Annotated in this window: 18 protein-coding genes and 1 tRNA gene; 15 read left to right on the top strand and 4 right to left on the bottom strand. The window is 47.6% G+C overall.

All coding sequences use genetic code 11. From position 1 onward, the window contains the following. Positions 1 to 52: 52 nt before the first annotated feature. From AS151_RS08700 to AS151_RS08685, 4 genes are all read left to right on the top strand, one after another. Positions 53 to 826 (top strand): type II secretion system protein, encoded by a 774-nt coding sequence (locus AS151_RS08700; RefSeq protein WP_071516653.1) that lies wholly within the window; start codon positions 53 to 55, stop codon positions 824 to 826. Between the two features lie 54 nt (positions 827 to 880). Next, a complete protein-coding gene (locus tag AS151_RS08695) occupies positions 881 to 1996 on the top strand; it encodes a hypothetical protein (RefSeq protein WP_139240581.1) in 1116 nt (371 codons plus the stop codon). Between the two features lie 67 nt (positions 1997 to 2063). Then, positions 2064 to 2561 (top strand): type II secretion system protein, encoded by a 498-nt coding sequence (locus tag AS151_RS08690; RefSeq protein WP_170861351.1) that lies wholly within the window; start codon positions 2064 to 2066, stop codon positions 2559 to 2561. A 56-nt stretch (positions 2562 to 2617) separates the two neighbouring features. After that, a complete protein-coding gene (locus AS151_RS08685) occupies positions 2618 to 3148 on the top strand; it encodes a prepilin-type N-terminal cleavage/methylation domain-containing protein (RefSeq protein ID WP_071516650.1) in 531 nt (176 codons plus the stop codon). 46 nt (positions 3149 to 3194) lie between these two features. Here AS151_RS08685 and AS151_RS08680 read toward each other — a convergent pair whose 3' ends face one another. Then, the gene (locus AS151_RS08680) at positions 3195 to 3839 is read right to left on the bottom strand and encodes a sulfotransferase (RefSeq protein ID WP_071516649.1); all 645 of its coding nucleotides are present in this window, start codon (positions 3837 to 3839) and stop codon (positions 3195 to 3197) included. Positions 3840 to 4537: 698 nt separating this feature from the next. On the opposite strand from AS151_RS08680, the gene AS151_RS08675 reads away from it, so the two are divergent. Further along, positions 4538 to 5521 carry a glycosyltransferase family 2 protein gene (locus AS151_RS08675; RefSeq protein WP_084639467.1) on the top strand — a complete coding sequence of 328 codons (984 nt, stop codon included), beginning with the start codon at positions 4538 to 4540 and terminating at the stop codon, positions 5519 to 5521. 214 nt (positions 5522 to 5735) lie between these two features. Then, a complete protein-coding gene (gene acsF / locus AS151_RS08670) occupies positions 5736 to 6812 on the top strand; it encodes a magnesium-protoporphyrin IX monomethyl ester (oxidative) cyclase (RefSeq protein ID WP_071516647.1) in 1077 nt (358 codons plus the stop codon). Between the two features lie 336 nt (positions 6813 to 7148). On the opposite strand, the gene AS151_RS08665 is transcribed toward acsF, so the two are convergent. Further along, positions 7149 to 8054 carry a S1 RNA-binding domain-containing protein gene (locus AS151_RS08665; protein WP_071516699.1) on the bottom strand — a complete coding sequence of 302 codons (906 nt, stop codon included), beginning with the start codon at positions 8052 to 8054 and terminating at the stop codon, positions 7149 to 7151. Between the two features lie 260 nt (positions 8055 to 8314). Further along, positions 8315 to 8683, bottom strand: coding sequence for an EamA family transporter (locus AS151_RS08660; RefSeq protein ID WP_071516646.1), 369 nt, complete (start codon positions 8681 to 8683; stop codon positions 8315 to 8317). Positions 8684 to 9135: 452 nt separating this feature from the next. On the opposite strand from AS151_RS08660, the gene AS151_RS08655 reads away from it, so the two are divergent. The 4 genes from AS151_RS08655 to AS151_RS08640 all read left to right on the top strand — a co-directional run bounded on the left by AS151_RS08655 (position 9136) and on the right by AS151_RS08640 (position 12716). After that, entirely contained in the window at positions 9136 to 10542 is a 1407-nt protein-coding gene (locus AS151_RS08655) for a glutaredoxin family protein (RefSeq protein ID WP_244532952.1), read from the top strand. Positions 10543 to 10701: 159 nt separating this feature from the next. Beyond that, on the top strand, positions 10702 to 11184 hold the full coding sequence (locus tag AS151_RS08650; protein WP_071516644.1) for an adenosine-specific kinase: 483 nt from the start codon (positions 10702 to 10704) through the stop codon (positions 11182 to 11184). Positions 11185 to 11306: 122 nt separating this feature from the next. After that, entirely contained in the window at positions 11307 to 11921 is a 615-nt protein-coding gene (locus tag AS151_RS08645; protein ID WP_071516643.1) for a CP12 domain-containing protein, read from the top strand. Positions 11922 to 11948: 27 nt separating this feature from the next. Next, positions 11949 to 12716 (top strand): SDR family oxidoreductase, encoded by a 768-nt coding sequence (locus AS151_RS08640; protein ID WP_071516642.1) that lies wholly within the window; start codon positions 11949 to 11951, stop codon positions 12714 to 12716. A 114-nt stretch (positions 12717 to 12830) separates the two neighbouring features. Here the strand turns inward: AS151_RS08640 and AS151_RS08635 are convergent, their stop codons facing one another. After that, entirely contained in the window at positions 12831 to 16742 is a 3912-nt protein-coding gene (locus tag AS151_RS08635) for an FG-GAP-like repeat-containing protein (RefSeq protein WP_071516641.1), read from the bottom strand. A gap of 543 nt (positions 16743 to 17285) precedes the next feature. On the opposite strand from AS151_RS08635, the gene AS151_RS08630 reads away from it, so the two are divergent. The 5 genes from AS151_RS08630 (at position 17286) to minC (ending at position 21466) form a co-directional block, all read left to right on the top strand. Further along, entirely contained in the window at positions 17286 to 18380 is a 1095-nt protein-coding gene (locus tag AS151_RS08630) for a tocopherol cyclase family protein (protein ID WP_071516640.1), read from the top strand. Between the two features lie 13 nt (positions 18381 to 18393). Next, positions 18394 to 18467: transfer RNA gene (locus tag AS151_RS08625), tRNA-Arg, on the top strand. A gap of 107 nt (positions 18468 to 18574) precedes the next feature. Then, the gene (locus tag AS151_RS08620) at positions 18575 to 19264 is read left to right on the top strand and encodes a YdcF family protein (protein ID WP_071516639.1); all 690 of its coding nucleotides are present in this window, start codon (positions 18575 to 18577) and stop codon (positions 19262 to 19264) included. 3 nt (positions 19265 to 19267) lie between these two features. After that, positions 19268 to 20587 carry a four-carbon acid sugar kinase family protein gene (locus AS151_RS08615; protein WP_071516638.1) on the top strand — a complete coding sequence of 440 codons (1320 nt, stop codon included), beginning with the start codon at positions 19268 to 19270 and terminating at the stop codon, positions 20585 to 20587. 69 nt (positions 20588 to 20656) lie between these two features. Continuing rightward, a complete protein-coding gene (gene minC / locus AS151_RS08610) occupies positions 20657 to 21466 on the top strand; it encodes a septum site-determining protein MinC (RefSeq protein ID WP_071516698.1) in 810 nt (269 codons plus the stop codon). Positions 21467 to 21605 lie beyond the last annotated feature (139 nt).

Here is a 21605-nt window from a genome sequence, read left to right as displayed (position 1 = left end):
GAATTAGAAGCGCAGTTGCTCTCCACCCTTATCTCAAGTCTAGGAGGTCAAAATGCTCGGAAAAACATTCCCCCGTTCAAAAAAACGTCTGCATTCTATAAGGAGGGCTTTTCATACCAATAATGAGGGGCTTACTCTCCTAGAATCCCTCGTAGCTATTATCGTTTTGACAATTGCGATTTCCACAGTAACGCCACCTATCTTTCTAGCGGTTGCCACCAGGGTGCAAAACCGAAAAGCCGAGCAAGCTATGCAACTCGCTCAAAAATATACAGACAGGATTCGCGGGATTGTTGAGCAAGGGGAGTATAGTAACGCTCAACTACCAAAGCAAGCCGACGAAGATCAACCAGTAAATGTTCCTGCGCCTTCTGATGGGTTCTTCAGGCAGGATGGTAATGACGTACTAGACTCCAACTCAGATGGTGGTTGTAATGGGTTTTCTAGCTTCGATCCCAGTTCGATGCCTGCTGTTAATGAAGCTATGAAAGTAGATGTAAACGGCGATTGTGAACCCGATTTCTTCGTTCAAATTTTCCGCTCTAATCTGGAACAACAAGACGCCAATGAGCTGGTTACGGCATTTCCTATGGGAGTAAGAGTTTATTCGATGGCAGCTGAAGAAAACCTTAACAACAACAATCTGGCACAGATACATACAGATAATTATTTAAACAAAAACAATTCGCAGGAAGCATCTTTAACCCCTACTCAAGGATTTGGCGATCAAACCGAAAAACCGCTAGCTGTTATATATACAAATGTTGTTTACAGCGAAGCTCAAAGCGGCGAGTCTTTGAACTGGTACCGAGATTTACTGAATTAATTGATAGTCGTAGGACAACTGCCGATAAAGTTGTAAAAATTGCTAAATTTTAGGATGAAAATTATGGAAAGGCGATCGCACTCTTTATTAAAGATTTTACTGCAAATTCTTCAGCAATTACGCTGGCGAGGGGCATGGCAGGGTCGGCAAGTAGGTTTAACTATTATTGAAATCCTAGTCGCAGCAATCATTGCTGTGATTATGGTGACTATTTTGTTGGGATTTATGGTCCAACTTTTGAATACCAACCGCAGAGAACAAGTTCTGACAGAAACCCAACAAGAGATGCAAGCAGCTTTAAATTATATATCTAACGACGTACAGTCGGCCATATATGTCTATGATGGGGAATGCTTGGACGGAGATGATAATGGTGTAGACAGTGATGATGGGTGTGCTGGCATATTCGATAGCGGCAACAACTATCTTAACAATGCTCCTGGAGATAGCGTTCCTATACTAGCATTTTGGAAACTAGAGCCTTTACCAAGTAGTTTGAAAACCAACTGTAGTGATAATGATGATGCTAATAATACCATTCAAAATGATATTACAGACGTAGATAATGCGACAGTACCTATTCCCTGTGCTTCTGGCAAAACGCCGACGTTAGTTGTTTACTTTTTGAGACGTAACGATCGAAATAACGAAGATTGGCAAGGATTAGGTCGTATTATTCGCTACGAGTTGGGAAGGTACAATAGTAGTGGAGATCCGGTTGCTGGTTATGCCGATCCTAGCGATCCGCGTACTAACTACCGCCAATGGCCGGAAGATAACGGTGGCAATGATTTAACCAATACGAGTGGCACCGGAAATGCGAATTCAGAGGTTCTAACAGACTTCGTGGATACTCGCTCCCTTGACGCAATTACTGGTGAAACGGATGCAGCTGCTAACTGCCCTACAGGCTACCAAATAACACCATCGGATAGTACTTTAAAAGGATATACAGACTATGATAGTAACACTTATGTTGATATGAGAAACTTTCATGCTTGTGTCAGCAGCGGAGATGCAAGTAGCGGAGCAACTCAGAAGAGAGTTAGTTTGTTCCTACGCGGCAATTCTTATGGTAAGGAAGGGGTAGAATCGCCTAGCGATGGCTCTTTGCCAACTTTAAGCACGGAAGTTCTGAGTCGAGGCGTTACCAACAAAATTCCCAGGTAGTCCAACTCATTTAGCGAGAAGATTCATGATGTATTTTTTGAGGAACCAAATTTCAAAAAAATCCGCCTTGGCGGGTTTTACAATGGTAGAAGTTCTCGTTGCCGTTGTTATCATTGGTATTCTTGCCGCGATCGCAGTACCTAGTTGGATGCGACTGATGAGTAACCAGCGTGTCAGTAGAGCGCAGGAAGAAGCTTATCAAGCTTTTCGGGAAGCACGCTTCAACGCTCAGCGAGAAAAACGCAGTTGGGAAGTTGAATTTCGGACCAACAGCGGTCAAGTGGAATATTCCGTACATAACTCTGATGCTACTGCCTCTTGGCGAGAGCTAACCAACGATGCCGAAAAAATAGCGATCGATGATAGCAGAACTAATCTATCGAGCAATAATATAGAATTTCAACACGATGGTATCGTATCGGACGATATTGATGAAGAGAATCTACCTCGCATTACTTTTAAACCCAAGGAACAGTCGTCTCCAGTATACTGTGTTTTTATAACCACGAAATTGGGGGCTCTTCATAGGGATAAGGGAGATAGTAGCTGCTCTCCCTCTCCCTAGAAAAACAAAATTTTATAAAATTCTCTTAAAAAATATTTTATTGGGAATTAAGAACAATGCGTTTTTTGCCATCAAAGCTATCTACTTCTTCTGGTTTTTCCCTTGTGGAAGCATTGGTTGCCGTTGTTCTCATTGGCATATTTGCCGCGATCGCAATTCCTAGCTGGCAGAATCTACTAATCCAACAACGGGTTAGTAGAGCCCAAGCTCAAGCCTATCAGGCCTTTCGGCGTGCCAAGTTTAACGCTAAACGAGAAAAACGCGATTGGCTCGTTAGCTTTCGAGAAAATAATAGTCGGGTAGAATATGCAGTTCATCGTTCTAGTGCCGATCCCCTATGGCAAGCGCTAACTGCCGATGCAGAATTTTTAGAAATTGACACTGATAATACAACGCTTTCAACTAGTAAGAGTACTTGTAATAATTTTTATTGTGTAAAGTTTACCCATAAAGGAACAATTGGAGGACGGTTGGGTCGTATTACCCTGGGACATAAAAATAAAAGCCAACCAAAACAATGTATTTTTATTTCCAGTCTCCTCGGTACCCTTCGTAGAGACGAAGCAGAAGGTTGTATCGAACCCTAAATATTTTGAACATTGCTCAATGTCTAGAAACGAGGGGAGCGCCGATTTACTCTTGGTATTTGCCTCTATTAAAACGTGGAAATCTTTTGCGTTCAGTTGTTTTGTTTAGAAAATGTGCTACTTTCTGAAACCCTTCCGGATCCCCAATATCAACAGCTAAAAAATCTTCAGCCGGTCGGTTGCTAAAATACTGAAAAACAAAATCTTTATGTTTTCTAAAATCCTCTAAAGCTCTTTCTGGATCTATATGCTCGTTGAAACTTTGTAGCCTCCAATTCTGGTAGGATTTCAACCAGGATTCTTCGTTTCTTTTGAGGTAGATGAATTTACTCCCTGGAAACACTTGGTCTAATATAGGAATCATATCTTCCTTCAGCCAAGGTAGATCGTCACAGGAGTCAAATTTGGCTGTATACTTTAAAACGTTTAGAATTTTTCCATTTTTGTAGTCTTCAAATATATTTTTGTTAAAACTACTATTGTTGTATCCCAACATTTCTAAAGCTCTTCCCAAGCTTGTTGTTCCCGTTTTATTATACCCAATACAGAATACCTTGCCGTTTGATTTCTCCGTTCCTAAATAAGATATGGCTTTATGTTTTAAAGAATAATAAAAGTTTTGAACTCTCATAGGAACTGGGTTTTTCCAAGAGATTTTATAAGAAATACCTATGCGTATAGTTTCTTCCATTTGTATCCTCCTTCAAGAACAACTTGCTTCTATTGTCTATATCCAAGGGGTAACATTTATATTAATGCAGTTGAAGATGCCTACAATACTTTTTTAAACCAATTAAATACTTTTTTTTCTTACTTCCATATTTATTTTCCATACTCGGAGCGATTGTTGCTATCCTACGAACCGGCTAAAGTACTCCAGAAAATTGGTCATGTTTAACGTGATTGTTAAGTTAATCGATCGGATCTCAACCTAAAATCCCATCCAATTTGTCTTTGTTACTACCTCGTTGTTTAGTTTACAATAATAATTCGGCAAACTTGAACCTTTTTATCAAAAATTAATATCTTTACTATCACTGCTTGCCAGCCAACCTCTGTAAAAATGCAGCTCGACAAGCAGGAAATTAATATTTCGTTTTTCGGGAACGATTTGGAAATTTTCCGATGGTTTTCGGGAAGTTCGTTCCCTTCCTCCTAATTAAGTATTTTCTTTGCTCGTTCGCGAAGTTATCCAAAGTCAATATTTTTAGGGGTGGTTTGACATTCAGAATTTTGGCGCGCCTATAACCAATTCTAGCCGAGCGATTTCTAGCAGCTTGTGCATTTGGGTTTATGATAACGGTAGCTAGACGGTTTGACCCTTAGCTGGCAACTTGTATTCGTTGGTACGACCTAGCTATACCCAAACAACACATTGCGGGGGAACTCATGACCAAACTCATTATCCAAATTCCCTGTTACAACGAAGAACAAACCCTAGGTTTAACCCTAGAAACGCTACCGCGCCAGGTACCAGGCATCGATACCGTGGAATGGTTGATTATAGACGATGGTAGCAGCGATCGCACGGTGGAAGTTGCTAAAGAGCATAACGTAGACCACATCGTCCAGCTTCCCTACAACCAAGGCTTAGCCAGAGGCTTCATGGCAGGCGTGGATGCCGCCTTAAAAGCTGGTGCCGATATTATCGTCAACACCGATGCCGATAACCAATACCGTGGCGAAGACATTCCCAAACTCATCGAACCCATCCTGCGGGGAAAAGCCGATATGGTGGTTGGCGCGCGACCCATTAGCGATATCCAGGAATTTTCCCCCATTAAAAAAATACTGCAAAAATTGGGCAGTTGGGCCGTTCGTTTGGCCAGCAATACCACCGTTCCCGATGCGCCAAGCGGTTTTCGTGCCTTTAGCCGCGAAGCCGCCATCCGCTTGAACGTATTCAACCAATATACCTATACCTTAGAAACCATCATCCAAGCCGGTCAAAATGGCATCGCCGTTACCTCGGTTCCTGTAGGTACCAACCCCATGTTACGTCCGTCGCGGTTGGTCAAAAGTATTTTTTCTTACGTACAGCGATCGCTTTTCACCATTTTACGCATCTTCATGCTCTACAAACCCCTACGGTTTTTTCTGTTCTTCGGCAGCATTCCGTTTAGCATGGGGTTTGCCTTGGGGGTGCGGTGGTTGGTGTATTTCCTAATGGGAACCGAACGCACCCGCATTCCCAGCTTAATTCTAGCCACCATTTTAATCCTCATCGGCGTGCAGTTTTGGATTTTTGGTTTAGTAGCCGATTTGCTGGCTGCCAACCGCAAACTAATGGAAGATATCCGCCTGCGCCAGCGACGTCAGGAAATCGAAGATGCCTATCGCCAGCAAAACCAGAGCGGTTCGCCACCAGCCTAAAAACTGATAACGAGCCTCCTCAAAATTTTACTTAACTATACATAAAGTTACAAGTCTTAACATGAATTCCCCTTGGCTAGCCAAAACTCGCTGCTAAACTGAGAAATAAATAAACCTAGTTTTCATTTTTCCCATCGAGTAGCCTGGCTGGAGATGGGTTTGTTTTTTGTAGTGCGATCGCGTCCTTTATAGCAATTAAAAGCGAGATCAACGTATGACACAGACCGCCGAAAAATCTTTTGAAGAAATGAAACCGGGCGTGAAAGCCCCGGCAAAAGAAACCCTACTAACCCCGCGCTTTTACACCACCGACTTCGATAAAATGGCGAAAATGAACCTCTCTCCCAACGAGGAGGAACTGCGCGCCATTCTCGAAGAGTTTCGTGCCGACTACAACCGCCACCATTTCGTTCGCGACGAAGAGTTCGACCAAGCCTGGGAAGAAAAAGTCGATCCAGAAACCAAGCGTTTGTTCGTGGAATTCCTCGAACGTTCCTGCACTGCCGAATTTTCCGGCTTCCTGCTGTACAAAGAACTAGGCAGGCGTCTGCGGGAGAAAAATCCCATCCTCGCCGAATGCTTTACCCTCATGTCGCGGGATGAAGCGCGCCATGCCGGATTCCTGAACAAATCCATGTCCGACTTTAACCTGGCTTTGGATTTGGGCTTCTTGACCAAACAGCGGAAATACACCTTCTTCCAACCCAAATTTATTTTCTACGCCACCTACCTGTCAGAAAAAATCGGCTACTGGCGCTATATCACCATCTATCGCCACCTGGAAAAACATCCAGAAAACCGTTTTTATCCCCTATTCCGGTTGTTTGGCGGCTGGTGTCAAGATGAAAACCGCCACGGCGACTTTTTCGATGCCCTGATGCGTTCCCAACCGCAGGTGTTGCGTGGTCCACAGGCGCGTTTGTGGTGCCGCTTTTTCTTGGTAGCGGTGTTTGGCACCATGTATCTAAACGACCAGCAAAGAGCTGGTTTCTACGAGGCACTGGGTCTCGACGCCAAAGAATACAATAAGTATGTCATTCGTCGGACCAACGATACCGCCGGTCGCGTATTTCCCGAAATTCTCAACGTTGACCATCCGGCTTTCTATGGCAGTTTGGATGTTTGCGTAGAAAACAATGCCAAACTAGCGGAAATCGAGAAATCCAATGCTCCCAAATTCTCGAAATTCCTCCGGAAACTGCCATTATACGCCTCCAATGGCTGGCAATTTTTGCGGTTATACTTCATGCAACCGATTAATGCAGATGCCAGACTGGGAACAGTCCGTTAAAATAATATTTTAGGGTTTCGCTCCTCGCATGTAGCTTTGATGTTGTAACGAAACCAAACCTAGGGGTACGTTAGCCAGCGTACCCTTTTTTTTGTTGCCTACCTGCCCGGAGGCACTCGTAGCGAGGAGCTGTCAGAAAAGGCAGCAGACAAATCAATAGCGATCGCGCTGGTGGCTATATCCAGAGAAAAACCATAAAAACAATGGTACCAGCTACCTGCAGCAGCATCAAATGCTACCACGAAGGACGCCTGTAACCCATGTTCTCCTGTCCCATCCACGAGCAACGCGATCGCTACCTACAAAATCTTGCTACAATTGCTCGAAACGTGCTTCTTACGCAAAATCGTGTTTTTTGCGAGCCCGTTCCGCTCGTGCTTCCGCCGAAGCCATGACTTCTGCCATATTCTCTAAAATTTCACCCGGATAATTTTCCAACAACTTGGTAGACAGGGAAATGCGGTTTTTCGTCGCATCTAGGTGAATAACCATAGCTGCGATGGGTTGGTCAACCGTAAAAACATCCGCAATTGAATCGACGAAATTTTGGCTAACCTGTTTGATATGCAGCAAACCAGTAATCCCGTCGAGATCCACAAAGACACCGAAAGGTTTAATGCCAGATACCTTCCCTTGTACCAGCTGACCCACTTCCAGTTGGCTAAACTGCGTGTCTTGTACTGCTTTTTTCTGGGAAAGCACCAGCTTGCGGTTTTCGGGGTCGAGTTCCAGGAAGTTAACCGTAAGCCTGGTTCCCACTAAGGCATCTAAATCGCTCCGATCCAGCAAATGCGATCGCGGAATAAATCCTCGCAAACACAGGCAGGAAACAGTGACGCCACCTTTGTTGACTCCCGTGACCTCTACATCCAACGACTTGCCTTCCTCATACATTTGCTGCAGTTCTTCCCAGGCTTGTTGGATTTCCAACTGTCGAACGGAGAGCGTCACTTGACCTTCGTGGTTTTCCTCGCGAATGATGAGAAATTCTCGTTTCTCCTGCAAGGGCAAAACTTCGCTTAAATCCTCGACAGGGGCTAAAGAAGCTTCCCGCAACGGGATGAAGGCTGGTGCTTTGCCGCCGATATCCACATAAGCTCCTTCTGCTAAATGTTGGAAGACTGTACCTTCAATCGCTTGCCCTTTCTGAAAAGCAAAGTTTTGTTCTTCCAAGGCAGCAGCAAAATCATCTTGGGAAAAAGGTGCGCGAAATTTGTCTTTCTGTATCGGTTGAGGTGTCATGGGAATTTTTGATTGCACAAAAGGGAAACCGTGTTGCTTGTTGGTAATGCTCAAACGGTTATCTCGCCAGGGTCGCAAAACCGCTACCGGGGGAAACCATTCTGAGGGGAAACCAAAAAGCAATATTTGCCCCTATCCTAGCGGAAAAAAATCGTTCCTCCGAGCAGACTTAAGTTTTTTTAACCGATCGCATCATGTTTCGGCAATATTTTCTACCAGTTTGCTACTTGCGGCCAATTTTTATTTTTCTCTTTGAGCTCTTATCGTTCCCAAACCACCAAAATGACACCACAGACAATCAAGCCTACCCCCACCAGACGGCTAAAAGGAATTTGCTCGCGGAAGGCAAAATGGCCAACAACCACGGATAAGACGTATCCCAGGGCAATGGAAGGACCGACAATACTGAGCTTAATGCGGGAAAGTAGCAGAATATATCCCACAGCACCCAAACCGTAGCACATTAAGCCGGTGATAATTTCGGGAATGGTGGCAATACCAATAATTTTGCCCAGGAAGCTGGAAGCTTCCACACCTGCAAGTTTTAAAGCACCGAGCTTCAGCAAAAATTGCCCGGCTGTACCAATGGAGACGGTCACCAGGAGCAAAACAAGTTCGGATAGTGTCACGAAGGACCTCACACCAGCATGGCTGCAGCATCGTTATTGTAGTCTATCGAAGGTTCGGTACGCCGATAAATCCAGGAAAACGGGTAGCTTGCCATCACCAAGGTGGATTGATAACAAAATGTAAATCACCGTTGTCCGGGAATTCTTAAGTAGGAATTCTTACAATAGATTGGAGAGGCTTCCCAATACTGGCAAACCAGCGGCGCTGGCGTTCCTATAGTAGGGATGGAATTCTTTGGAGATGACTATCTTGCCGTTTTTTTTCTACAGCCAGAGAGGCGATCGCTATTTGAATTCTGGCTTTGATCCGAAACCCACAACAATGTAGAGGGAATGCCCTTCTATTCTACAAAAAAAGAGCAACCACACCGGGGTTGCCCCTACAGAAAAATTGTGGTTTCCCCATCTCGGATTTGGTATGAGAATTGCTTTTTAGGAGTGCTGTAAAACAGATGATACCCATGCAGGCTATTGCTGGCTATAAAAAATTCCTACTTGCTGGTTTGGCTTTGGTTACATTTTGGCTGCTTCCTGTAGCTGATATGTCTCCCGTTTTCGCTAGCAACGAAACTGTTGATGTCCACTTTTTTTACAGCGATACTTGTCCCCATTGTGCGAAAGAAAAGCCCCTCCTTAGGTCTATTGACCAACAGTATCCAGAAGTAAATGTTCTTTTTATTGAAGTTCATTCCCAACCAAAACGCTGGCAAGAGTTTCGCCGCCAAAGAGGTATTTCGACTGGTGCCGTTCCCAGAACGGTTGTCGGCGATCGCAGTTTTATCGGCTATAGCGAACGGGAAGGTCCCTTAGAATACAATCAAGCCTATTCTGGTTTTGTTGGCTATCGCAATCAAATTATCAAAGCCATTGAAAAAGAAGTCGGAATTACCATTTCTTTATCAGTAACGGGAGAAGTCAAACCACCTGCAAAATCATTCCCCTGGTCCATTTTGCTCCTACCGGCTGTCTATTTGTGCAGCTATCCTTTGTTGGGTTCTCAAGTACGCCAGGAGTCTGGGCGTCGAGCTTGGCTTGCCGGCGCGATCGCTACCATAATTGTAACGCTTTTTTTAGGAGTGGCTTTTACCCCCGACGCTCTCATTAAAGAAGCTGCTCAAGGATTGCCATTTCCTTTATTTGTTTTTACCATTGCCCTAGCTGATGGCTTCAACCCTTGCGCGTTTACCGTTCTTATCGTCTTGCTCTCCTTGCTTACCTACACCAAAAATCGGCGGGATATGGCTATTGTAGGAACGACTTTTATCGCCACATCTGCCATTGTTTATTTTGCATTTATCATGTTGATGGTTGCTGTTGGTTCGGTCTTTTGGGAAAGATGGGGATCGCTCTTTTTGCTATTTTTGGGTGTTTTTCTCCTCATTGCCGGTGCTATCAATATTAAAGATTACTTTTTCTTCAAGCAAGGGGTTTCCCTTTCTATTTCCGAGTCCAACCAGCGTACTTTTAGCAAAAAAGCTAGTAGCATTGTTCGCAAATTGCAAGGAAGTAAAGTCCATTCTTTTGCCTTTCTTTCTGCTCTAGCGGGGACCATTCTGCTGGCTTTATTTGTCAATACCATTGAGTTGGGATGTACGGCGATTTTGCCAACTGCTTACATGGCGGCTCTGCTGAATTACTGTCAGGAAAATAGTTGGCTTTGTTGGGGGGTATGGACCGGATTTTATGGTATAATATATATCCTACCGTTACTGGCTATTTTGGGCAATTTCATTTATTCTTTTCAATCGGCTCGAATGAGCGAACGCCAAGGACGACTTTTAAAACTGGCTAGCGGTTTGTTTATGATTTTCTTTGGTTCGGTCATGCTTTTAAAACCGGAACTTTTGATGTTAGCCTAGAATTCGTTGGCTTGGGGAAGGTCGATTGTCTCGAACGTTGGATTCCCGCGCAGTAGCGAACCATTTTCGGAAAAAAAGACAAAATTTTGCGATCGCTTCTGCCAAGCGCGATACCATAAATTTCGGACTCCGAAAGAGGCGGACATTGGGAGGATAAGCATGGAACTTAAGGTCGCCACGATGGAAATTCCAGAAGGAAGTAATATTATCATCGGGCAAAGTCATTTTATCAAAACCGTTGAAGACCTCTACGAAGCCATTGTGGGGACTTCGACCCAAGCCAAATTTGGTCTGGCCTTTTGCGAAGCTTCCGGACCCGGTTTGATTCGCACTGCAGGCAACGACGAAACCCTGCAAGAAACCGCCATTCAAAACGCCCAAACGATCGCAGCCGGTCACAGTTTCGTACTGCTGCTCAAAGAAGCGTTTCCCATTAACGTTCTCAACGCCATCAAACAATGTCCCGAAGTTTGTACGATTTACTGTGCCACTGCCAATCCCGTACAACTTGTTATTGCCGAAACCGAACAAGGCAGGGGGATTGTCGGGGTGGTTGATGGCTTTTCCCCCAAAGGAGTGGAAGGGGAAGAAGACGTCAAAGCCAGAAAAGAGTTTCTCCGTAAAATTGGCTACAAGCTATGAACGAATGTTGCCAGCCAAATAAAAAGCTGAATCCTCGAACAGGTACGGTATGGTTTGGAAGGCAGTCAGTTTCGTTTGTTGGCTGACAGCTATCCGGAAGTATGTATTAGCGAGGTAATAGAATGATGAAAGCATCGCAAATCATGACCGAAGATGTCATCACAGTTCGCGGGAGCAGTACGGTGGCAGAAGCCGTGAAGCTCATGCAAGAAAATGCCATTCGTTCGTTGGTGGTAGAACGCCGCCACGACGAGGACGCCTATGGCATTGTGACGGAAACGGATATCATCTATAAAGTAGCCGCCTACGGGAAGGACCCCAAAAAAGTCCGCGTGTACGAAATTATGACCAAACCCTGTATTGTGGTCAATCCCGATTTGGGCGTTGAATACGTGGCTAGATTGTTTGCCAACTCGGGAATTCACGCTGCTCCCGTCATTCAACACCGTTTGTTGGGCATTGTTTCCGTTACCGATATTCTTCACCAAAGCGACTTTGTAGAAAATCCCAAAGAAGCGGTGCTTGAAGAACAAATCCAGGAAGCGATCGCGAATGCCCGTCAGATTTGCAACGAGAAAGGCGTAACTTCCTCTGACTGTGCAGCCGCTTGGGATGTAGTGGAAGAACTGCAAGCGGAAGCCGCCCACCAACGGGCAGAAAGCCTTGACAAAACGGCTTTTGAAGAATACTGCGAAGAGCATCCCGAAGCCGCAGAATCTCGCATGTACGACATTTAAACCAACAAGGGGATTGGGATTTTATTTATGAGCAAGCAAAGCCGATACATTGTCATTACCGGTGTAAGCCGCGGCCTCGGTCGTGCTATGGCAGAGGAATTTATAGCGGCCGGACATCAGGTAGCCGGCTGCGCTCGCAATTTTGAAGCCATCGAGCAGTTGCAGGAACAATTTGGCGATGGTGCCTACCGCACCGGTCCTTTCTCTGACAAAGACGCTACGCGAACGGACCATCGCCACTCGTTTGCGGCTGTGGATGTCACCGACGAAACCCAGGTGCAAGCCTGGCACAACATGTTACGAAAATTAGCAAATACCGGCGAAGCTTCCCTCGCCGCTCCTGACTTGCTAGTGAACAATGCTGGTTCGATCGAGCGTCCCAATCCCCTCTGGCAGGTACCTACCGCAGAAATCGATCGGGTTATCGATGTCAATATCAAAGGCACCATCAACACGATCCGTCATTTTTTGCCGGCGATGGCAGCACGTCAAAGCGGCATTATCGTCAATTTTAGTTCGGGCTGGGGGCGTTCGGCTTCCCCAGGGGTCGCTCCTTACTGCGCCACCAAATGGGCAATTGAAGGCATGACGCGGGCTTTAGCTCAGGAACTCCCTTCCGGCATGGCAGCAGTTCCCCTAAATCCCGGGATTATCCATACCGATATGCTGGATATTTGTTTTGGCAAGAGTGCCGCTCAATTTCCCTCCGTGCAAGCGTGGGTCCGCAAAGCAGTTCCTTTTTTGTTGCAAATTTCCCCTCGGGATAACGGTCAGCCACTCAGCGTGCCGATCTAAAGTCATGGGTAGTCATGGCTGGCAATTTCCCAACATCCCCATAGGGGCGCTTTCCACAAACGCCCCTACAAAATAATATTGAATTCTCTTTTTCAGGGAATTAGGAGAACTGGGCTATTCCAGGGCACTGTTAGCATCGTCGGAAACAAAATCGGCTAGGGTAACTTCGCTGAGGGAAACGTCAGAAAGGGTGGCAAGCACTTCCTCGGTTTCGCGTACCGCAATAACAGTGTTGTTGCCGCTTTGGGTGATGTTTAAATCTTCAAACGCCAAATCCCCAGCTAAGACCAAGCGATCGCTATTGCTTTCAAAATCGGTAATGGTGTCGCTGCCTTGACCGGTAGCCAAGACAAAGCGATCGCTGCCAGCACCACCAGAGAGGGTATCGTTGCCCAACTGACCCTCTAGAAGGTCGTCACCATTACCTCCAAAAAGTTGGTCCTCGTTTTGACCGCCGAGGAGGGTGTCGTTGTTGTTATCGCCGTTGAGGGTATCGTTGCCGTCGTTGCCGAACAGCAGGTCGTTCCCCACCCCGGCATCCAAGCGATCGTCATCGCTTTCGTTGATGGGAACAGGGGCACCATTGCCACCAATTAAGGTATCGTCGCCAGCACCGGCATCCAAACTATCGTCACCGCGATCGCCCCGTAGCAGGTCGTCGCCAGCATCTCCAACAACGCGATCGCGATCGGCACCACCAAAGATACTATCGTCGTTATCTCCCCCTTGCAGTTCATCTTCGCCAGTATTGCCGAAAATCACATCGTTGCCATCGCCACCTTCGGCAGTATCGTTACCACCATCGCCGATGAGGAAATCATTTCCCACACCACCATCAAAGAAATCGTTTTCTTGGGTTTCTCCCGTGGTGGCTAAGTTGCCATTACTGCCAACCAGGGTATCGTTTCCCCCTTCGCCAAACAGGCTATCGTTGCCGATGTCGCCAAAGAGCAAATCGTTGCCGTTGCCGCCGCGAATGCGATCGCTATCCCGACCACCAAAGGCACTGTCGTCACCTTCACCACCATCCAACTCATCGCTGCCTTGATTGCCAAACAGCACATCGTTGCCGCCAAAGCTTTCTAATTGGTCGTTGCCGTCGTTGCCAATAACAATATCGTTGCCTTCACCGCCATCACCTACATCGTCACCGGCACCACCCATCAACAGGTCGTCGCCTTCGTTGCCAGAGAGGTCATCATCGCCAGCTTCGCCTTGTAGGGTATCGTTACCAAAACCGCCTTCCAGTTCGTCGTTGCCGTCACCCCCTTGAATTTCGTCGTTATCCGCACCACCAAATAAGCGATCGTCTCCCGCCAAACCGGAAATTTGGTCGTTGCCTTCTTGAGCCTCTACCGAATCATTCTCTGCCGAACCAACCAGCGTATCGGGACCACTGCTGGCTCCTTCAATTCCTACAAACGTGACAATCGGACCGCTGCCAGGGGAAAAAGAAGGCGATCCGCCGCCGCCACCACCATCACCGGTGCTGGTTTGAGGATTATCGGTGACAGTGACGCTCACATCAGGAACATCCACATCATTGTACGCAGCAGAACCAGTACCGGCATTGACCGTGTGGGTAATGGTACCGGTATGCTCCGGATCTTCCTCTCCTGGTCCGCTACCGTCGCTCACGCCTCTCACAGTAACCGTTCTCGGAGCATCCCAATTGCCAGAGGTAAAAGTAAGGTTGCCCGGAGAGACGCTGACCTCTTCATCCGTATCAATGTTAATACTGACGCTGGTAGCAGGTTGAGCCTCTAGAACGATTTCGTAGGAATCCGTAGCGCCACCTTCGGTAACTGCCGTATTGTCGTCAGATTCGGTAATGGTAATCCCTGGACCTGGAGAATCGGGTACTTCAATCTCAATCGGTTCGCTGTTTAACCCATCGTACCTACTGTCATCGCTGCTGGAACTGGCGGTAAATTCAAAGGTACGGGGACCATTTTCCACAGCATCTGGGTCATCTGGAGAAAAGCTAATGTCAACCGTTTCGGCTTCGTTCCAGGGATTGCTGCCTCCTGAAGGAGTAAATGTCAAGCTGCTGGGACTGGCGGAACTACCGCTGGGAGCGCTAACGCTGACGCTAACATCCGATTCCGGTTCGCTTTCTAGCAACAGCTCGAAACTCCCATCCCCATCTGCGGCATTTACCGTGCTGTTTTCCAATAGCAGAGCAGGAGCATCATCCCCTTGAATGGTTGCCGTGGCTGTTTTTGTTTCGTCGGTAAAGGGAACGAATTGAATGGTATCTGTCGTCGATGTAGGATTGCTGAGGGTGATTTGAATATCTTCATTCCCTTCTTCGTCGAAATCCCCTAAAATTTCCAGGTTTAACCTTGCTTCTGTCGCATCAGGGGCAAAGGTAATGCTTTGCCCATCAAGAGAAACGCCGCTGCCGTTGACACTATCTACTTGAAAATCTGTATCTAATTTTGCCGACCCATCAAAATTAAAATCAACCGTACTTTCCTCACTCGTGCGACCAGTACGCGCGATTGTAAATATTTCGCTGGTCGTATTTTCGCTGTTCCCTTCGTCGATATTGCCAGTCGCGGAAACTTCGTAGGCAATATCGTTATCGCGAATTGTCGAAACGATGGGACCTGTGGTGCCAATGGCATATCCGCTTCCGGGACTTAGACTGAAGACAACATTCTCATTGCCTTCTGCTTCTTCATCGTCTTCTGGCTCAACGGTGACATCAACGCTTTCTTGACCATCCGGAATGACGACCGTAGCTTCATTGGTCTCTTGATTTATATTTACGCTGTCAGGGGATACCGTATAGTCTGCTTCATCCCCACCAAAGGTGGCACTACCCGAAACCGTAAAGTTAATCGATAAAGTCTCAGATGTTATGGGACTGCCGCTGGCATCCTTACGGGAAAATGTAAATGTAGCGGTATCGCCACTTTCTGAAGGGGAATTTTGAGTTTCTAAATTAACAATGGTGCCGCCGCTTGTATTCCGATGCCAAAAGATATTGCCACCGGTCGTTGATGGAAAGTTAGATAAATCGAGGGATGCGGAAACGGCATCCACCTGACCATCCCCATCTATATCGCCAGCGAATAGAGATTGCGCTGCGGAAACCCCCGTACTGACACTCTGCTTGTCGGCAAAGGTGCCGCCACCTTCATTTTCGTAAAAGGTGATTTCCCCAAATTCTGCCGAGAATAGATCCAGATTGTTGTCGCTGTTTACGTCGGCGGCAAAAACCGCTGTTCCTTTGTTAGGAGCGTTAATACCAAACTCTTGGATGGTGTTGCCATCTAGATCGTATATGGCAATTTGGTTTTGCTCGGCGGCAGCAATTTCTACTTCGCTATCGCCATCAAAGTTAGCAGCAAAGATGGATTGAACGTTTTGGGAAGTTGAAGAAACTGTATTTGCCGTGGTGGAAATGGTGCCGTCGTCGTTGTTTTCAAACCAGCGAATGGTGGTGTCGCCAGCAGAGGCAGCAGCAATGTCGGGTCGAGAACCACCACTGAGGTTGGCAGTAAATACGGAGGTGGCTTCGGGAGCGTTGGCAGTTAGCGTGTTTTCTTCCCAACTCTGGTTGCCTTCGTTGAAGTTAAACCAGGAGATGGTATCCCCACGAGCTGCAATGACTTCCAGTCGCTCGTCGTCGTCAAGGTTGGCAGCACGAACCGAGCGAACGGTTTCAGAACCATCAAGAATAACTTGCTCTTCGGAAAAAGGGGTGTCTGGATTGTCTAGGTCTTGCTGGTTTTCGTACCAGACAATTTTGTTGCCATATCCGACTAGGACATCGTTATTGCTATCGCTATCTAAATCGGCAGCAAATACGGAGTTGGCACCGTTGGCATCGCTGGCAATGATAATTTGTTGGTCTTGCGGCCAGCTAGAATTGGTTTCGTTAAAATTGTATAGAGTAATGTTGCTGCCAGAACTAGCAAGAACTTCTAAAGGCTTGTCGCTATCGAAGTTAGCTGCATATACGGAATTAGATGCATTGTCCTCAGAAGCAATGAGGCTGTTGGTAAAGGTAGCCATGGTCTTTTCCTATTTTATAGTTGGTGGCAAAACGAACAACTGCCCGTAATTATACGTAAAAAGGGGCCTATTGAGGTTGTTTTTGGTATTTGATTTATACAAGTTATAAATCTTTTTTTCTCTGTCCAAAAAAACTCGAATAATTTTAGAAAAAATTTTTCAAGAACTAAGTCCCTAAACTTGCAGCATTTTTAGACTTGGACGTGGTGGGAAAACAATAACATTTTGATTTAAATTGCGTACAGGGGATAGGAGGTCATGGAAAAGGTGTTTTTCCTTTTCAAAGTTTCCGTTGCTGGGCAATGCTATATTGGAATTTTCTGAGTGTTTTACAAGGTTACAGAGGGCAGCTGCATTGCACTTTCGGAGCTGGAAGCCTGCAACCATCTAGGTACAACATACCCACTTGGGTCTCGATCGCGATCGCGGTTCGATATCTGGCAATTTTTCCCCTGAGTGGCGTACGATCGCAAATCTTGGCACAATACCAATGCAACTATAAATACAAACAAAGCGATCGCCGAACGAACTCAATAAAAATTTATGGTACATCAGTTACAAACGCCCCATAGCGGTTACCACGCCGATGGTAGCAACCAACGTTTCTTTGAAGGATGGTACTACCGGGTAACGCTGCCGGAAGCTGGGGAGACCTTTGCTTACATGTACTCCATCGACGATCCTCAAGGGGGGCAGCCCACCAGTGGTGGTGCCGCGCAAATTTTAGGTCCCCATGATACGTACTTATGCCGTACTTTCCCCGATGTAAGAAAGTTCTGGGCTTGGCGTCAGACTTTGGGATTGGGACATTGGGGGAAAACCAAATGGCACCGCCAGGCGCAATATTTGCATCCAGACACCTTTGATACCTATATTGTCGAAGGGTATCAGGCGACCGCTACCTGGCATCAAGGAAAATTGTACGACCCCGGCACCGATCGCTACTGTTTGTGGCAGTATGAGATTCAACCTAGGTACGGTTGGGGCGATCGCGAGGGTATGCAAAAACCCACCGCCGGCTGGATGTCATTTTTGCCCATTTTTGAACCCGGCTGGCAAATTCTCATGGCTCACGGCTGGGCAACGGGTTGGATCGAATGGAACGGCGATCGCTATACCTTTACCAAGGCCCCAGCATACAGCGAAAAAAATTGGGGTCGTGCTTTTCCCGAAAAATGGTTTTGGATTCAGTGCAACAGCTTCGACGGCGAACCCGATCTGGCCCTTACTTCCGGCGGCGGCCGGAGAAAAGTATTGTGGTGGGATGAATCGGTGGCTATGGTGGGCATTCACTATGGTGGCAAATTCTACGAATTCGTCCCCTGGAGTGCAGAAATTGAATGGGAAATTGCCCCCTGGGGATTTTGGCGGCTGCGATCGCGCAACCAGCACTACGCCGTGGAACTCACCGCCACCACCAACCGTCCTGGCAAACAGCTACGCGCCCCCACCGAAGGCGGTTTGATTCCTTTCTGTCGCGATACCATGTACGGTAAGGTAACCTTAACCCTGTTCCAACGTCGCGGCGATCGCGATCGAATCATCCTAGAAGCCACCAGTTCTCAAGCCGGCGTCGAAATTGGTGGTAGTCCTTGGAACCAAGTTTGGCGTTCTCGATCGGAACCAAACTTGCTATGATGGATCCAGTTCTGGGGCTGTAGCTCAGCAGGATAGAGCAAGCGCCTCCTAAGCGCTAGGTCGCTGGTTCGAATCCAGCCAGTCCCGTTTTTCGCTGCCAATTTTTCAATTTGGTGGTTCAAAACGCCGTAAATAGCGATACACTTCATTAGCGAGCCACCTCAGTGCATCGCCCAGCAACAACTTGTCCAAACATGGATGTAAACGCAAAACCTGTATATCGACAGCCCACCAAAAGGCAGCGATCGCTTCTATTCAAATGCTCCATTGGTTTGCTCCCCATTCTTTTTTTCTGCGGCTGGTGGGGCTATCGATACCTCAAAAGTCAGCTACAGCCACCAGAAGCCATCTTGGTCTTAGGAGGAGCACCAGAACGGGAAGCCTACGCCGCCAGTTTAGCCCAACGAGAACCCAATTTAGATGTTTGGGTTTCCTCCGGCAGCAATCCCGAATATGCCCATTGGGTCTTTTCGCAAGCGGGAATTGATTTAAACCGCGTGCATTTGGACTATCGGGCGGTGGATACAGTCACCAACTTCACCACCCTGGTCGACGATTTGCAGCGGCAGGACATTGACTGCATTTACCTAGTCACCTCCGATTTTCACATGCTGCGGGCGTTGGTGGTGGCAGAAATTGTCTTTGGCAGTCGGGGCATTGCCGTACGCACCCTTTCCGTGCCCACCAGGGATACAAAAGAACCAACCTTCAAAGTGGTTCGCGACGGCATCCGCGCCATGGTGTGGTTGTTCACCGGGCATACGGGAGCTGGTTTGGCCAAATTCCCATTTCTTTCCCAATTGCCGCCTTCCCAAACTGGTTTGCCTCCAGACAGATCGTTGCAAAATAATAAAATATTCAAGCAGACAGACCAACCTAGTTGATATATGGCTAACCAACCCAAAATTATTGTCTTGGATGACGACCCCACCGGCTCGCAGACCGTACATAGCTGTTTGTTGCTGATGCGGTGGGATGTGGAAACCCTCACTCTGGGCTTGCGGGATAGCGCGCCCATTTTCTTTGTTTTAACCAATACCAGGGCGATGACCCCCCAACGGGCCAGGGAAACTACCCGGGAAGTTTGCCGCAATTTGAAAACCGCGCTCGCCCAAGAAAATATTAGCGATTTTCTGATTGTCAGCCGTTCCGATTCTACCTTGCGGGGACACTATCCCATCGAAACCGATGCGATCGCAGAGGAACTCGGTGGGTTTGACGGTCATTTCCTAACGCCTGCTTTTTTTGAAGGGGGGCGCATTACCCGCGACAGCGTCCACTACTTGCTGGTCAACGGTGTAGAAACCCCAGTTCACGAAACCGAATTTGCCCAAGATTCTGTCTTTGGTTACAGCCACAGCTATCTCCCCGACTACGTAGAAGAAAAGACCCAAGGCAGCATCCGCGCCGGGGAGGTGTTGCGTTTTACCCGTTCCGATATTTATAACGGCTGTTTGGAAACCTTGCTGCAAATGCAGGGCAATCAGTGCGGTGTGGTAGACGGCGAAACCCAAGCAGACCTTGACAAATTTGCCGAAGATGTGTTAGAAGCTGCCCAGCAAGGGAAGCGATTTCTGTTTCGCAGTGCCGCTAGCTGGCTGACTTCCCTCGCCCAACCAGGGGCACAACCGGTGGCGGCGGAAAATATGGCTCGTTACGTGCGCAGCGATCGCCCGGGAGCAGTTTTGGTGGGGTCCCACGTCCGCAAAACCACCACCCAACTGGAAAACCTGTTGCCCGAACCCGACGTAGAGGGGGTGGAAGTGGATGTCTCTCACCTACTGGAAGACACCCAACAGCAACGCGACGAACTCCTACAGCAAACCCTAGAACGGATACAGCCAATCTACCAACAAAACCAAACCCCGGTCATTTATACCAGCCGCGAAGAACTGAAATTTCCCGATGCCTCAACGCGGTTGGCGTTTGGTGAAAAGGTCTCCCAGCTGCTGATGGATATCGTGCGGGGATTGCCTTCCGATCTGGCCTTTTTAATTAGCAAAGGGGGCATTACCTCCAACGATGTACTGAGTAAGGGGTTGAACCTAACCTCTGCCCGCCTGCTCGGTCAAATTTTAGCCGGTTGTTCGGTGGTACGCACCCCCCAAGAACATCCCCAATTTCCCAACCTGCCAGTGGTGCTTTTTCCGGGAAATGTGGGCGACGAACGGGCCTTAGCCACGGTTCACCGTCGTTTCCGACCGTAACGCTATCCGCAACCACCTCGGTATGGTAGGATGCGGATCCAGTTTTTTGATTTGTTACTTCGACCGCAGATGACTGATGAGCCTTCTACGCCTGTAGAAACCACCGTTTCCGAAAATTCATCTGAAACCCCTGCCCCTCATTTTCCTTACCTACAGGTAAACTTTAAAAGCGAGGGGGATAAATTGCTGTTGTTGCTGCCACCCCAGCAAGAAGATGAAACCTTCCAAACCGCATCGGCATCTACCTGGAACGAAATTTGGCAGCAGTTTCGGCAGCGGTTGCAAGGGGGCGATCGCTTCTGGCAGCCCAACACCGACGTGCATCTGTACACCCGCGATCGCTTGTTAGACGTGCCCCAACTACAAGCGATCGCCACTGCCTTGAGCCAACAGCAGCTCTACATCCGCAAAGTATACACCAACCGACGACAAACCGCCGTAGCCGCTGCCAGTGCCGGCTATTCCGTAGAACAGCAAACACCGCCGGGCAACCTCACCACCACCCCCCAAGGAAATCTACCGCCCCTCGATGACCCCCTCTACCTGCAAACCACCGTACGTTCCGGGGTAGAAATTCGCCATCGCGGTAGTGTGATTTTGCTCGGCGATGTCAACCCTGGCGGTTCCATCGTTGCCGCTGGTGACATTTTGGTTTGGGGAAGGCTCCGCGGTGTCGCTCACGCCGGCTTGGAAGGCAACACCAAATGCCGGATTATGGCCTTAAAAATGGAACCCACCCAAATTCGCATTGCGGATTTTGTGGCTAGGGCACCGGAAAATTCTCCAGCCCAGCTAGTTCCCGAAGTCGCTTACATCACCAATGGTGGCATTCGCCTCGCCCAAGCTGGAGATTTTGGCAAAGCCCTCGGCAGCAAATAAACTCGCTCCCCCCTGCAAAATCCCTCGCCAAGCATGTGAGGATTTAGGGAAAATAGAAGCGTAGGATGGCCGCATATACGCCACCAGCATACGCTCTATTGTTGCCTGGTTGGGTGTCTGCCTAACCATGTTTCTTTCG

Origin of the sequence: Geitlerinema sp. PCC 9228, from assembly GCF_001870905.1 — a bacterium.
GTDB lineage: Bacteria > Cyanobacteriota > Cyanobacteriia > Cyanobacteriales > PCC-9228 > PCC-9228.
This window is presented reverse-complemented; position numbering and strand designations above follow the sequence as displayed.